The sequence below is a fragment of the Pseudonocardia tropica genome (genome assembly GCF_040105315.1).
Classification (GTDB): Bacteria; Actinomycetota; Actinomycetes; order Mycobacteriales; family Pseudonocardiaceae; genus Pseudonocardia; species Pseudonocardia alni.
The window spans coordinates 33358-46651 of sequence record NZ_JBEDNP010000022.1; the positions used below are offsets into that span (position 1 = coordinate 33358).

Annotated in this window: 17 protein-coding genes; 13 read left to right on the top strand and 4 right to left on the bottom strand. The window is 74.3% G+C overall.

From position 1 onward, the window contains the following. Positions 1-24 precede the first annotated feature (24 nt). The 11 genes from paaA to WHI96_RS24845 all read left to right on the top strand — a co-directional run bounded on the left by paaA (position 25) and on the right by WHI96_RS24845 (position 9566). Entirely contained in the window at positions 25-972 is a 948-nt protein-coding gene (paaA, locus tag WHI96_RS24795) for a 1,2-phenylacetyl-CoA epoxidase subunit PaaA (RefSeq protein WP_345643180.1), read from the top strand. Further along, positions 969-1352: a 1,2-phenylacetyl-CoA epoxidase subunit PaaB gene (gene paaB, locus WHI96_RS24800; RefSeq protein WP_345643182.1), complete on the top strand. Its 384-nt coding sequence runs from the start codon at positions 969-971 to the stop codon at positions 1350-1352. The genes paaA and paaB overlap by 4 nt, the downstream gene beginning before the upstream one ends. Beyond that, positions 1349-2227, top strand: a complete 879-nt coding sequence (gene paaC, locus WHI96_RS24805; RefSeq protein WP_345643185.1) for a 1,2-phenylacetyl-CoA epoxidase subunit PaaC — start codon at positions 1349-1351, stop codon at positions 2225-2227. The genes paaB and paaC overlap by 4 nt, the downstream gene beginning before the upstream one ends. Next, positions 2224-2712: a 1,2-phenylacetyl-CoA epoxidase subunit PaaD gene (gene paaD / locus WHI96_RS24810; protein WP_345643187.1), complete on the top strand. Its 489-nt coding sequence runs from the start codon at positions 2224-2226 to the stop codon at positions 2710-2712. Before paaC ends, paaD begins: the two co-directional genes overlap by 4 nt. 140 nt (positions 2713-2852) lie before the next feature. Further along, positions 2853-3962, top strand: a complete 1110-nt coding sequence (gene paaE, locus WHI96_RS24815) for a 1,2-phenylacetyl-CoA epoxidase subunit PaaE (RefSeq protein WP_345643227.1) — start codon at positions 2853-2855, stop codon at positions 3960-3962. 477 nt (positions 3963-4439) lie between these two features. Continuing rightward, a complete protein-coding gene (locus WHI96_RS24820) occupies positions 4440-5039 on the top strand; it encodes a phosphoribosylanthranilate isomerase (RefSeq protein ID WP_345643190.1) in 600 nt (199 codons plus the stop codon). Between the two features lie 113 nt (positions 5040-5152). Further along, a complete protein-coding gene (locus tag WHI96_RS24825; RefSeq protein WP_345643193.1) occupies positions 5153-5476 on the top strand; it encodes an SDR family oxidoreductase in 324 nt (107 codons plus the stop codon). Beyond that, positions 5476-6618, top strand: coding sequence for a CaiB/BaiF CoA transferase family protein (locus tag WHI96_RS24830; RefSeq protein WP_345643196.1), 1143 nt, complete (start codon positions 5476-5478; stop codon positions 6616-6618). Before WHI96_RS24825 ends, WHI96_RS24830 begins: the two co-directional genes overlap by 1 nt. Further along, the gene (locus WHI96_RS24835; RefSeq protein WP_345643198.1) at positions 6615-7256 is read left to right on the top strand and encodes a GntR family transcriptional regulator; all 642 of its coding nucleotides are present in this window, start codon (positions 6615-6617) and stop codon (positions 7254-7256) included. The genes WHI96_RS24830 and WHI96_RS24835 overlap by 4 nt, the downstream gene beginning before the upstream one ends. Before the next feature lie 10 nt (positions 7257-7266). Beyond that, positions 7267-8457 carry an alpha-amylase family glycosyl hydrolase gene (locus WHI96_RS24840; RefSeq protein WP_345643201.1) on the top strand — a complete coding sequence of 397 codons (1191 nt, stop codon included), beginning with the start codon at positions 7267-7269 and terminating at the stop codon, positions 8455-8457. A 221-nt stretch (positions 8458-8678) separates the two neighbouring features. Continuing rightward, entirely contained in the window at positions 8679-9566 is an 888-nt protein-coding gene (locus WHI96_RS24845) for a VldE C-terminal domain-containing protein (RefSeq protein WP_345643204.1), read from the top strand. Between the two features lies 1 nt (position 9567). Here WHI96_RS24845 and WHI96_RS24850 read toward each other — a convergent pair whose 3' ends face one another. The 4 genes from WHI96_RS24850 to WHI96_RS24865 all read right to left on the bottom strand — a co-directional run bounded on the left by WHI96_RS24850 (position 9568) and on the right by WHI96_RS24865 (position 12731). Further along, positions 9568-10200, bottom strand: coding sequence for a MerR family transcriptional regulator (locus tag WHI96_RS24850; protein ID WP_345643207.1), 633 nt, complete (start codon positions 10198-10200; stop codon positions 9568-9570). A gap of 41 nt (positions 10201-10241) precedes the next feature. Continuing rightward, the gene (locus tag WHI96_RS24855; RefSeq protein ID WP_345643210.1) at positions 10242-11510 is read right to left on the bottom strand and encodes an HNH endonuclease; all 1269 of its coding nucleotides are present in this window, start codon (positions 11508-11510) and stop codon (positions 10242-10244) included. 213 nt (positions 11511-11723) lie between these two features. Beyond that, on the bottom strand, positions 11724-12281 hold the full coding sequence (locus WHI96_RS24860; RefSeq protein WP_345643212.1) for a DUF305 domain-containing protein: 558 nt from the start codon (positions 12279-12281) through the stop codon (positions 11724-11726). Positions 12282-12344: 63 nt separating this feature from the next. Further along, positions 12345-12731, bottom strand: coding sequence for a DUF6153 family protein (locus WHI96_RS24865; RefSeq protein ID WP_345643215.1), 387 nt, complete (start codon positions 12729-12731; stop codon positions 12345-12347). Between the two features lie 76 nt (positions 12732-12807). Here WHI96_RS24865 and WHI96_RS24870 point away from each other — a divergent pair, with 76 nt between their 5' ends. Further along, entirely contained in the window at positions 12808-13089 is a 282-nt protein-coding gene (locus WHI96_RS24870) for a metal-sensitive transcriptional regulator (RefSeq protein WP_073577472.1), read from the top strand. A gap of 22 nt (positions 13090-13111) precedes the next feature. After that, a partial coding sequence (locus WHI96_RS24875; protein WP_349302453.1) for a heavy-metal-associated domain-containing protein occupies positions 13112-13294 on the top strand: 183 nt, incomplete at its 3' end.

Genomic DNA, 13294 nt, shown 5'->3' on the forward strand with positions numbered 1-13294 from the left:
GAACATTCGGTACGGAGGTGTCCAGTGACGAGCACCGCGCCATCCCCGGCGGAGCTGGCGGAGCGGTTCGACGCGACGATCGCGGCGGACCAGCGGATCGAGCCGCGGGACTGGATGCCCGAGGCCTACCGCAGGACCCTGATCCGGCAGATCGCCCAGCACGCGCACTCGGAGATCATCGGGATGCAGCCGGAGGGCAACTGGCTGCTGCGCGCGCCCTCGCTGCGGCGCCGGGCGATCCTGCTGGCCAAGGTGCAGGACGAGGCCGGCCACGGCATGTACCTCTACGCGGCCGCCGAGACCCTTGGGGTCGACCGCGAGGAGCTCACCGAGAAGCTGATCGACTCCAAGCAGAAGTACAGCTCGATCTTCAACTACCCGACGCTGTCCTGGGCGGACATCGGGGTCATCGGGTGGCTGGTCGACGGCGCGGCGATCGCGAACCAGGTCCCACTGTGCCGCTGCTCCTACGGGCCCTACGCCCGGGCGATGATCCGCATCTGCAAGGAGGAGTCGTTCCACCAGCGCCAGGGCTACGAGTCGCTGCTCGCCCTGACCGCGGGGACCGAGGCGCAGAAGCGCATGGTCCAGGAGTCGGTGGACCGCTGGTGGTGGCCGTCGCTGATGATGTTCGGCCCGGCCGACGGCGACTCCCCCAACACCCACCGGTCGATGGCCTGGGGCATCAAGCGCCACACCAACGACGAGCTGCGCCAGCGCTTCGTCGACATGACCGTCCCGCAGGCGGCGGTGCTGGGCGTCACGCTGCCCGACCCGGACCTGCGCTGGAACGACGAGCGGCAGGCGCACGACTTCGGCGAGCCGGACTGGTCGGAGTTCTCCGCCGTCGTCTCCGGGGCGGGGCCGGCGAACCGGCAGCGCCTGGACCACCGGCGTCGCGCGCACGAGAACGGGGCATGGGTACGCGAGGCGGCACGGGCGTACGCGGAGAAGCAGGAGGCCCGGGCGTGAGCGGGGAGCAGGTGGACCCGACCGAGGTCACCGCCGAGGGCGGCCACGGCGCCGTCCCGACGACGGGTGTCGAGACCGGGCAGGGCGAGCGGCCGAGCCGCCGCGCCTGGCCGCTCTACGAGGTGTTCGTCCGCGGCAAGCGCGGGCTCAACCACGTCCACGTCGGGTCGCTGCACGCCGCGGACGACGAGATGGCCCTGCACAACGCCCGCGACGTCTACACCCGTCGCAACGAGGGCGTGAGCATCTGGGTGGTCCGCGCCGACGCGATCACCGCGTCCAGCCCGGACGAGAAGGACCCGTTCTTCGCCCCGAGCGGGGACAAGGTCTACCGGCACCCGACGTTCTACGCGATCCCGGAGGAGGTGCCGCACCTGTGAGCGGCTCCGTCTACGACGGCCTCAGCGAGGGGGGCGACGACCCGCGCTGGGCGTTCGGGTCGGGGTTCGAGGACCGCGCGGCGGACATCGTCGCGCCGGTTCCCGCGGGCACCGAACCGGCGGACCTCGCGGAGTACTGCCTGATGCTCGGCGACGACGCACTGGTGCTGTCCCACCGGCTGACAGAATGGGTCTCGAACGCCCCGGAGCTGGAGGAGGAGGTCGCGATCGCCAACACCGCGCTCGACCTGCTCGGCCAGGCCCGGGTGCTGCTGTCGCGCGCCGGGCACCTGACCGGCCGCGACGAGGACGCGCTGGCCTACTGGCGCGAGGTGTCGGAGTTCCGCTGCGTCGGGCTTGTCGAGCCGTCCGACGACCTGGACTTCGCGCGCGCCGTCGCCCGGCTGCTGGTGTTCGCCACCTGGCGGCTCGCGCTGCTGCACCGGCTCACGGACTCCGCCGACCCGGTGGTCGCCGCCGTCGCCGCGAAGGGGGTCAAGGAGGTCACCTACCACCGTGACCACGCCGCGCGCTGGACGCTGCGCCTCGGCGACGGCACGCCGGAGTCGCACCGGCGCATGCAGGACGCGCTGGAGTGGGTGTGGCCGCACCTCGGCGAGCTGTTCCGCACCACCGACACCGAGCGACGCCTGGTCACCGCCGGTGTCGCCGTCGATCCGGCGGACACCCGCGAGGAGGTCGACGCCGTCCTGGCGCAGGTGATCGGGCGCGCCACGCTGACCGTGCCGCAGGTCCGGCCGACCGGCACGATCGGGGGCCGCGGCGGCCGCCAGGGCGTGCACACCGAGAAGCTGGAGCCCGCACTGGTCGTGCTGCAGAGCCTCGCGCGCCGTCACCCCGGGGCGTCCTGGTGAGCGGGGCGGGCGGGGTCGTCGCGCAGGTCGTCGACCCCGAGATGCCGATGCTCACCCTCGACGACCTCGGCGTGATCCGCTCGGTGTCCGAACAGGACGATCGCGTGACGGTCACGATCACCCCCACCTACTCCGGCTGCCCGGCGATCGAGGAGATGCGCGCGGACATCCGCGGCGCGCTCACCGCGGCCGGGTACGCGCGCGTCGAGGTGCGGACGGTGCTCTCCCCCGCCTGGAGCACGGACTGGATCAGCGAGGCCGGGCGGCGCAAGCTCGCCGAGGCCGGCGTCGCGCCGCCCGGGAGCGCCCCGCGGACGGGCGGACCGATCCCGCTGACGCTGGACGCGCCGTCGACGGTCGTGCCCTGCCCGCAGTGCGGGTCCCGGGCGACCGAGGAGCTGTCACGCTTCGGCCCGACCGCGTGCACCGCGCTGCGACGGTGCACCACCTGCCGTGAGCCGTTCGAGCACATGAAGGAGATCTGAGTGTGTGACCATCGCAGCGAGCCCTGGCGAGCGAGGAGCGGAGCGCGCCCGGTGATCGACCAGACCGGCGAGGAGATCTGATGAGCGAGCGGCGCGCGGCGGCGTGGCAGGCCCGGGCCAACCGGGCGTACGGCCGGACGATGCTCGCCCTGGACGACGAGATCGAGGCCCTGCTGGCCGGGGACGACGCGCTGCCCGCCGGCTTCCACCGGCTCGTGGTGACCGAGGTCGACCGGCTGTGCGACGACGCCGTCGCCGTCACCTTCGACGTCCCCGAGGACCTGCGCGGGCACTACGACTTCCGGCCCGGCCAGTACCTGACCCTGCGGAAGGACACCGCCGACGGCGAGGAGCGCCGGTCGTACTCGATCTGCTCCGCCGCCGGGACCGCGCCGCGGGTGGGGGTACGCCGGGTCGACGGCGGCCTGTTCTCCGCCTGGCTGGTCGACGAGGTGGCCCCGGGCGACGTCGTCGAGGTCGGCCCGCCCGCCGGGTCGTTCACCCCGGAGCTGACCGCGGGAACGCACCACGGCCTCGTCGCCGCCGGGTCCGGGATCACCCCGGTGCTGTCGATCGCGGCGTCGCTGCTGGCCGCGCACGACGACACCCGCGTCACCCTCGTCTACGGCAACCGGCGGACCGACACGGTGATGTTCACCGAGGAGATCGCCGACCTGAAGAACCGCTACGGCCCGCGGCTGCACCTGCTGCACGTGCTCTCGCGCGAACCCACCGAGTCCGAGATCGTCAACGGCCGGCTGGACGCCGACCGGCTGCGACTGCTGTTCACCGCGCTGGTCGACACCGGCGACGTCGACGACTGGTGGCTGTGCGGCCCGCTGGGCATGACCGAGGCCGCGGTCGCGGTGCTCGGCGAGCTGGGCGTCGAGCGGCGCCGGGTACACCGCGAGCTGTTCTACGTCGACGAGCCGCCACCCGAGGTCGACCGCCACGAGCCCGGGCCGGACGGCGACGGCGCGCAGGTCACGGTCGTCCTCAACGGACGGTCGACGACGCTGGCCGTCCCGGCCGGCGGGTACGTCCTCGACGCCGCCCAGAAGGTCCGTGGCGACCTGCCGTTCGCCTGCAAGGGCGGGGTGTGCGGGACGTGCCGGGCGAAGGTGACCGACGGCGAGGTGACGATGCGGCGCAACTACGCACTGGAGGACGACGAGGTCGCCGCCGGGTTCGTCCTCACCTGCCAGTCCCGCCCGGTGACCGACACCGTCACGGTCGACTACGACACCTGATGCCGGCGGGCATGACCACGTCGCGCCGCGGCCACCCGGTGGGACCGACCGGGTCGGTCGTGGTGCGCGCGCTCGGCCTGCTCGACGCGTTCGGCCCCGACCGGCCCGCCGACGTCCCCCTGCCGACCGCGCACCGGCTCGTCGCCGACCTGGCGGCCCGGGGCGCGCTGGAAACGCCCACCTCCGCGGCGGACACCGTCCGCCGCCTGCTCGACGACGCACCGACGACCCGCCGCCGGTGGGGCGCGTCCTGCTCGACGTCCTCCACGGACTCGACGTGCCGGTCGTGGCGGGCCCGTCCGGCTCGCTCGACGTGCCCGCCGCTCGGTTCCCGCCGCAGCACGTGCCGGCCGGGTACCTGCCTGCCACCGCGAGACCGGGTCCTCGCCGGGAGCCGGACCACCGGGACTCGCTGCTCACCGAGGAGGAGCAGGCGTGCTCGAACTCCGAGGCCGGGCGCCCCGTAGGGTCGGACGAGTGTTCGTCAAGGTGTGCGGGCTGCGGACCCCCGGTGACGTCGACGCGGCGGTGGCCGCCGGCGCCGACGCGGTCGGGTTCGTCGTGTACCCGCCGAGCCCCCGCCACGTCGACCCGGCCGACCTGGGCGCGCTCGTCGACCGGGTGCCGGACGGGGTGCGGTCGGTGGTCGTCGTCGCCGACCTGCCCGCCGACCGGGCCGCGGCGGTGACCGGCGACGCAGGCGCCGACGTGCTGCAGCTGCACGGCCGCTACACCCGGGACGACTTCACCGCGGCCGCCCGCGCGCCGATCACCCTGTGGCGGGCGACCTCACTGGCCCACGACCCCGACCTCACCGTGGGTCTGTACGGCGAGGACGTGCTGCTGCTCGACTCCCCCGTCGCCGGGTCCGGTGAGCGCTGGGACGCCGAGGCGCTCGACCCGCGACCGGCCGGGAGGTGGCTGCTCGCGGGCGGGCTGGACCCGGACACCGTCGCCACCGCGGTGCGCCGCGTCCGTCCCTGGGGCGTCGACGTCTCCAGCGGCGTCGAGTCGTCCCGCGGCGTGAAGGACCACGCCCGCATCCGCGACTTCGTCGCCGCAGCCCGGCACCCCTGACCCGGAGTCGACGGGAGCGGGACGGCGGGACGATCGCGTCCGGCGATGCATGATCCGGGCGACTGATGCATGATCTGTGGGATCAGGCATCGTCTCGACGTCGAGGAGCCGTCATGGCCGCGGGCGCACTGCAGGGCAAGGTCGCGATCGTCACCGGGGGCGCGTCCGGCATCGGCCGGGCGGGGGCCGGTCGGTTCGTCGAGGAGGCGTTCGGGCGCCTGGACCTGCCGTCGTGCGACGCCGGGCTCACCGGCTTCCCCGCCACCGCGCTCGACGACGACCCCGAGGCCGCTCGCGAGCGCTTCGTCGCCGGCATCCCGCAGACCCGGCTCGCGGAGACGGGCGACGTCGCCGACGCCGCGGTGTTCCTCGCCTCCGACGCCGCGTCGTTCCTGACCGGCGTCGTCCTGCCCGTCGACGGCGGACGGAGCATCTGATGGCACTCCCCCTGGAGGGACTGCTCGTCGTGTCCTGCGAGCAGGCCGTCGCCGCACCGCTGGCGACCCGGCACCTCGCCGACCTCGGCGCCCGCGTCGTCAAGATCGAACGCGAGGGCTCGGGCGACTTCGCCCGCGACTACGACGAGACCGTCCGCGGCATGTCCAGCCACTTCGTGTGGCTGAACCGGTCCAAGGAGTCGGTCACCCTCGACCTCAAGTCCGACGACGGCCGCGCCACGATGCTGCGGCTGCTGGAACGGGCCGACGTGTTCGTGCAGAACTTCGCCCCGGGCGCCGCCGAACGGCTCGGGCTCGGTGCCGCGGCGCTGCGCGAGCGGTACCCGCGGCTGGTGACCTGCTCGATCTCCGGCTACGGCTCGTCCGGCCCGTACCGCGACGCCAAGGCCTACGACCTGCTCATCCAGTCCGAGGCCGGGCTCGTCTCGATCACCGGCACCGAGGACGCGCCCGCGAAGAGCGGGATCCCGGCCGCCGACATCGGTGCCGGCATGTACGCCTTCTCCGGCATCCTGTCCGCGCTCTACGAGCGGGAACGCACCGGACGGGGCACCGACCTCGAGGTCAGCCTGTTCGACTCGCTGGTGGAGTGGATGGGCTACCCGCTCTACTACGCCGGCTACGGCGGCACCGCCCCGAAGCGGACCGGCACCAGCCACGCCGCCATCGCCCCGTACGGCACGTTCTCCGCCGGCGACGGCACCGACGTCGTCCTGTCGATCCAGAACGAACGCGAGTGGGCGACGTTCTGCGAGGTCGTGCTCCGCCGCCCGGAGGTCGAGACCGACCCGCGGTTCGCGAGCGGCCGGGCCCGGGTGGAGAACCGTCCCGACCTGCACGCCGAGATCGACACCGTGCTCACGGGCCTGACCGGCGACGAGCTCGTCGCGCGGCTGGTGGAGGCGCGGATCGCGCACGCCCGGCGGCGCGAGGTCGGGGAGGTGCTGGAGCACCCGCAGCTCGCCGCGCGCGACCGGTGGACCGAGGTCGGCAGCCCGGTCGGGCCGCTGCGCGCACTGCAGCCGCCGATCACCGTCGCCGGGCGGACCGCGCGGATGGACCCGGTCCCGGCCGTCGGCGAGCACACCGGGGCCGTCCTCGCCTGGCTCGACGAGCGGTGAGCACCAAGCGGGACCGGATCGTCGCCGAGCTGCGCCGCGACATCCTCGGCGGCGGCCTCGCCCGCGGGACGCCGCTGCGCCAGGACGAGCTGGCCCGCCGGTTCGGCGCCTCCATCACCCCGGTCCGCGAGGCGCTGAGCCTGCTGTCCGCGGAGGGGCTGGTCGTCGCCGAGCACCACCGCGGGGTGCGGGTCGCCGGCGTCGACGTGGACCGGGTGACCGCGACCTACGTGGTGCGCCGGCTCACCGAGGCCTACGCGGTCCGCCGCGCGACGCCGCGGGTCTCGCGGCACGACCTCGCCCGGGCCCGCGCCGTCCTCGACCGCCCCGCCGACGACCCGGCCGCCGCCCGCGAGCGGAACCGCGAGTTCCACTTCCTGCTCTACGACCGGTGCGGCGTGGCCGCGCTGCCGGAGCGGATCGCCGCGCTGTGGCAGGCGTTCCCGTGGGACCTGACCCTGCAGGACGACGACCGCGCCGCCGCCTCGGCCGCCGAGCACCGGGCGATCCTCGACGCGGTGACCGACGGCGACGCCGACCGGGCCGCCGCCGCGACCGAGGAGCACGTGGCGGGCGGGTTCGCCTCGCTGCTCCGCGCGCTCGGCGGGGCGCGGGCCGGGGACCCGTTCGACGACTAGGGTCGCGCGGATGGACTGGGTACGGCACGCGATCTGGTGGCACGTGTACCCGCTGGGGTTCACCGGGGCCCACCCCGACCGCGGCGACGGCGCGGACCACTCGCTGCGGCGGATCATCGGATGGCTCGACCACGCCGTCGCGCTGGGGGCGAACGGGCTGCTGCTCGGCCCGGTGTTCGCCTCGGCCACCCACGGCTACGACACCACCGACCACCTGCGGATCGACCCGCGCCTGGGCTCGGACGCCGACTTCGACGCGCTCGTCGCCGAGGGGAAGGGGCGCGGCCTGCGGATCCTGCTCGACGGCGTGTTCAACCACGTCGGCCCCGAGCACCCGCGGCTGCTCGCCGCCCGCGCCGACCCCGGCGGGCCGGACGACGCCTGGTTCCGGCACACCGACGACGGGGACATCGCCGTCTTCGAGGGCCACCCCGGCCTGCACACCCTCGACCACGACAACCCCGCGGTCCGCGACCACGTCGTCGAGATCCTCTGCCACTGGCTCGACCGCGGCGCCGACGGGTGGCGGCTCGACGCCGCCTACACCGTCCCCGACGACTTCTGGGCCGACGTGCTCCCCCGCGTCCGCGAGCGCCACCCGGATGCCTGGTTCCTCGGCGAGGTCATCCACGGCGAGCACGACGCGGTCACCGCCGCCACCACGATCGACTCGCTCACCCAGTACGAGCTGTGGAAGGCGATCTGGTCGAGCCTCGACGACGGCAACCCGCACGAGCTGGCGTGGGCGCTGCAGCGCCACGACCGGTTCGTCGCCGCCGCGGTGCCGAACACCTTCGTCGGCAACCACGACGTCACCCGCCTCGCGTCGCAGCTGCACGACCGCCGCCACATCGAGCTGGCCGTCGCCGTGCTCTGCACCGTCGGCGGCACCCCCTCGGTGTACGCAGGCGACGAGCTCGGCCTCACGGGGGTCAAGGAGGAGCGGGCCGGCGGCGACGACGCGGTCCGCCCCGAGTTCCCCGCCGACGGGTCCCTCCCCTCCGGCTCCGACCCGCACGTCCTGGCCGTGCACCAGGAGCTGATCGGGCTGCGCCGCCGTCACCCGTGGCTGTACGACGCGCGGACCGAGGTGCAGGAGGCCACCGACGACCGGCTCGTCTACGTCAGCCACGGCGACGGAGGCGCGCTGCGGGTCACCCTCGACTACGCCGCGGGCACCTGGGACGTCCAGGACGCCTGACCCCACCTCGGCAACAGGTGGATCACGGTTGATCCTTCCGGCCGAGCGGCCCGCCACTCGCAGCACCGCGACGGCCGGTGGTCGCGGACCGGTCCCACGCGGACAACCCGATCCGTACCGTCGATCACGGAACGGTTACGGCCCTGATCCCCAGCAGGACCGCGCGCCCCGCTCCCCAGGCACACGGGCGCAGCCGTCTCCGACGAGGAAGGACGCCCTGCGTGCCGAGGAACATCCCCGGCTCCGTGGCGGCCCGGCGCTCCCCGAGCCGGACCGACCCGAGCCGACCCCTGCCGTCGACGACCGTCGTCACCCGTGACGTCGGCCCGGAGCGGGGCGGGAGGCACCGCCGCGCGGGCCGGGCCCGCACCCTGCAGACACTCACCTCCGCGCTCGCCGGTGGCGGCCTCGTCGCCGCGCACGCCGCGACCGGCGGCGGGCTCCCCCGGGTCGACGACCTCGCGTTGCAGGCGTTCAGCACCCCCGCCGCGGACGCCTCGCTCACCGAGGCGGCCTCGGCCACGCCGTCGGCGCACGCCGGCGCGGCCCGGTCGCTGGCCGAGCCGCCGCCCCCGGTCGACGTCGATGCGATCGTCGGCGCTGCGGACGGTGCGGTCGGCTCCGCGGTGAAGGCCCGCGACGAGGCGCGCGAGCGCGCCCGTGCCGCCGCCCGCGAGGCACGGGAGGCGGCCGCCCGCGCCGCCGACTCCGCGCGGTCCTCGGCCGGGACCTCCGGCGCCCCCTCGGGTGGCGGCCCGACCGGGTCCACCACGTGCGCCCTGGGCACCGCGGGCATGGAGGGCGTCGCCGCGGACGTGGCGACGGCCGGGGAGAAGCTGCGCTGCCTGTTCGGTGTCGACTCCGTGCTGGGCATCGGCAGCCGCGGCAACGCCTCCGACCACCCCAGCGGCAAGGCTCTGGACTTCATGGTCGACAAGGCGACCGGCGACCGGCTCGCCGCCTACGCCAAGCAGAACTGGGACGACCTCGGGATCTCCTACATCATCTGGCAGCAGCGCATCGACACCGGCAGCGGCTGGAAGGCCCAGGAGGACCGGGGCGGGGCGACGGCGAACCACATGGACCACGTGCACATCTCGTTCACCTGAGTCACGGCTGCTCCAGGCGCTCCGCCGCGTACACGGCGATCGCGTCGCGCAGGTAGCCGCTCAGCCCGGCGCCGTGCGCGTCGACCGGGTCCCCGGCGGAGCGTGCCGTGGCGAGCCGGCGCAGGACCGACTCCCAGTCCGCGGTCAGCTCCGTTGCGTCGGCGCGTGTCCAGTCGGCGACGCGTTCCTGGACGGCGACGGCGTCGGCGCCCCAGCGGTCCCGGGCCTCGGCCCCGTGCGGGTCGTCCCGGAACGCCTCGAACATCTCCTCGGCGGTCATCTCGCCTGTCCCCTCTCGTTCTCCGATGGATCGTGCGACGGTGTCGGCGAGCCGGCGCAGGCGCGCGATCTCCTCGAGGAGCCGCCCGTGGTGGACACGCAAGGCGTCCACCTCCGCGGCGTCCGACCCGGTGTCGAGCACCGCGGCGATCTGCGGCAGGCCGAGTCCGAGCTCCCGTAGCAACAGCACGTGCTGCAGCCGACGCAGCTGCGTCCGGCCGTAGAGACGCCGTCCACCCGGGCCGGTCCCGGCCGGGGACACGAGTCCGATGTGGTCGTAGTGGCGCAGGGTGCGTGAGCTCACCCCGGCCAGGCGGACCACGTCGTCGGTGCTCCAGCAGGCCTCGTCCGTCATGGGAGCGACGGTAGGAGTTGACGTAGCGTCAGCTGCAAGTGTCAGTCCGGTCCGCGGTAGGTGTGCCCGGTCGGGGTCCTGGTGACCACGGTCCCGTCGGGGGCCCGGGCGATGTGCCATCCGGGTTGTTCGCGGACGTGGTTGTGGAACTCGCAGACTCCGCGTCCGTTGTCGAGTTCGGTGCGTCCGCCGTCGGCGTCGCGGTGGATGTGGTCGAGGTGGCGGACGGGTGCGTCGCAGTAGGGCTCGGTGCACCGGTTCTGCGCGCGGGCTTTGACGAGGGTGGCGAGCAGTCCGGTGAAGGTGCGTCTGCGGGAGTCGCCGCCGATGACGATGCCCTGGTCGGTCAGCAGTCTGCGTAGGGACTTCGTCCCCTCGGGGGTGGCGAGCAGGTCGGCCGGGACCGGTCCGAAGCCGGGGATCTCGGCGGGCAGCGGGGAGGTGGGGTCGAGCAGCGCCTGGATCGGGACGGTGACCTGGACTTCCAGGTTCACCGCGGTCGCGGTGGCCTGTCCGGTCACCCGCTCCACCAGGGTGTCGGCGAGGACCTGCCCGCGGGTACGGGTCAGCGGCTCCGGACTCACCTGGACCTCGACGAACGCCTTCTGCAGCGCGGCCAGACAGGCGGCGCCCTGCTCGACCGGCACATACGCGGTCAGATAGCTCATCGCATCCGGTGCCGGGCGCAGGGTGACCCGGCGCTCGGCTTTCGCGGCGTGGACCCGTGCCCGGAACCGGTCGGGGGCGATCTCGGCGACCAGACGCCGCGTCATCGCACGCAGCCGCCCGATCCCGTACCGGGTCAGGTCGCGCACGGCGGCGAGGCGGGCGTCGACCCGCGCGCGCTGGATGGTGTTCAGGTCGCGGCACTCGACGGCGATCGCCGTGACCTTGGCGGCGCTGAGCTGCCCGGCCTCATGGAGACGCCGGACGTCGTCGAGCCCGGCGTGCAGGTCGCGGGCGTTGGCGACGCGGGTGCGGGCCTCGGCGGTGGAGACCCGGCAGGCGAGCTGGATCTGGGCTACGACGCTGCGGTGGATCTTGTCGAAGTCGCTCCGGTCGTCGACGCGGTGACTGTCGACATGCGCCTGGGCGAAGGCGCGGATCCGGCTCGCCTGGAGGGCGGCGAGCGAGGCCTGGAGGGATTCGATCTCCTGGATCTGGTCGACCAGCTCGGCCTCGGACAGCCCTTCGGTGTCAGTGGCGAGTGCCTGTTCGACATGGAACCGGAGCAGGGTGAGGTCACCGCACGGGAACCCACCTACGTGCACGCCGGTGGCGTGGGCGGGTGGTTCCTGGGTGGCGGTCACACCATCGACGATACTCGAACGTGTGTTCGATTGCTAGTTTCCGTTCGCTATCGCGAATTGCTGAGCTGCGACAACGGCGGGCCGCATGGACGAGGCGCGGCGAGCGCGGCGCGGCGCCGCGCCGCCCGGGCGACGGCGGGGCGCGGTCGACCGAACCGACCCCGCCCCGCCGGCGCCGCCCACGGCCCGAGCCGTGCGGCGACCGGGCCCACCTCAGCCCAGCAGCGCCCGCATCTCCGCGATCTCCGCCTGCTGCGCGTCGACGATCCGCTGCGCCAGCTCCCGGGCCCGCGGGTCCACCCCCGCGTCGAGCTCCGCGCGGGCCATGGTCACCGCCCCCTCGTGGTGGGCGATCATCATCTCGAGGAACGACCGGTCGAACGCGGCGCCGGACGCGCGTCCCAGACCTGCCATCTGCTCGTCGGACATCATCCCGGTCATCCCGGCCATGTCGCCGTGACCGCCGTGGTGGTCCGCGGCGGGCGCGGCGCCCCAGTCGGCCAGGAACCCCTGGAGCCGGCCGATCTCCGGGCCCTGGGCCGCCTCGATCCGGGCGGCGAGGTCGCGTACCCGGGCTCCGGCGCGGCCGTCGGCGAGCCGCGCCATCGCGACCGCCTGCTCGTGGTGCGGGATCATGCCCTGGGCGAAGGCGACGTCGGCGCTGCTCGACGAGGCCGTGGGCGGGGCGGACGCGCCCCCGCCGGCACAGCCGGTCAGGACGAGGGCAGCGGCCAGTGCCGTGGCGGCGAGCGCCACGTTCGTGCGTGTCATGTGTCTGTTCTCCCGTGTCGTGGGTGCTCGGCGGCTCCGGCGCTCTCCCGCGCCGGAGGCCGGTCACGTCCGCGACACGCAGAGCAGCGCGAGCCGCCGTGGGACCGGGGGCGGGCGGGCCGTCGGTGCGGTCCGCGGGCGTCCCGGACCGGCCGGCCGCCGCGACGACGGCAGCGGCGCGAACCCCGACAGCAGCACCGCCGCGGCCAGGACGACCCCGGCCGCGAGCACGGCCAGGCACAGGTGCAGCAGGTGCGCCGCCCCGTCGTGGGGCATGCCGTGCGAGTCGGGAGGCGACGACCCCTCCACCCCGTGCGGGACCGAGGCTGCGGCGACCGCGGGAGCGTGGTGTACACCGGAAGGCGCGGGTGGCGCCGCGAGCGCGTGCATCCCCAGCAGTCCGAGCAGCACCGGCAGCACGAGCACGAGCAGCCGGGTCCGGTCCGTCACACCCCGGACGCTACAGCCCGGGTGGATACTGTTACCCCCTAGGGGTATGGTGACGGTGGACCCCGAGGAGGACGCGATGCCCGGCTACGCCGACACCAAGGACGCGCACGTCAAGCGGATGCGCCGGATCGAGGGCCAGGTCCGCGGCATCACCAAGATGATCGAGTCCGACAAGTACTGCATCGACGTGCTGACCCAGGTCGCCGCGGTCAACAAGGCCCTCGAGGCCGTCGCGCTGGGCCTGCTCGACGAGCACCTGAAGCACTGCGTCGCCGACGCCGCCACCGAGGGTGGCCCCGTCGCCGAGGAGAAGATCCGGGAGGCCAGCGCGGCGATCGCCCGGCTGGTCCGATCCTGACATCCGAACGGGAGAGAGCACGATGAGCACCGCCAGCTACACCGTCACCGGCATGACCTGCCAGCACTGCGTCGCCTCGGTCACCGAGGAGATCAGCGAGATCGCCGGCGTCACCGACGTGGCCGTCGACCTGCCGACCGGCGCCGTCACCGTCACCAGCGACGACGAGATCTCCCCCGACGCCGTCCGTGACGCCGTGCACGAG

What these genes read in the sequence shown, in the direction of transcription:
- WHI96_RS24825 (WP_345643193.1), top strand. Translation starts at nt 5,153, where the DNA reads ATGGCCGCGGGCGCACTGCAGGGCAAGGTCGCGATCGTCACCGGGGGC.
- WHI96_RS24860 (WP_345643212.1), bottom strand. Translation starts at nt 12,281, where the DNA reads ATGACACGCACGAACGTGGCGCTCGCCGCCACGGCACTGGCCGCTGCC.
- WHI96_RS24840 (WP_345643201.1), top strand. Translation starts at nt 7,267, where the DNA reads ATGGACTGGGTACGGCACGCGATCTGGTGGCACGTGTACCCGCTGGGG.
- WHI96_RS24830 (WP_345643196.1), top strand. Translation starts at nt 5,476, where the DNA reads ATGGCACTCCCCCTGGAGGGACTGCTCGTCGTGTCCTGCGAGCAGGCC.
- paaE (WP_345643227.1), top strand. Translation starts at nt 2,853, where the DNA reads ATGCTCGCCCTGGACGACGAGATCGAGGCCCTGCTGGCCGGGGACGAC.
- WHI96_RS24850 (WP_345643207.1), bottom strand. Translation starts at nt 10,200, where the DNA reads ATGACGGACGAGGCCTGCTGGAGCACCGACGACGTGGTCCGCCTGGCC.
- WHI96_RS24870 (WP_073577472.1), top strand. Translation starts at nt 12,808, where the DNA reads ATGCCCGGCTACGCCGACACCAAGGACGCGCACGTCAAGCGGATGCGC.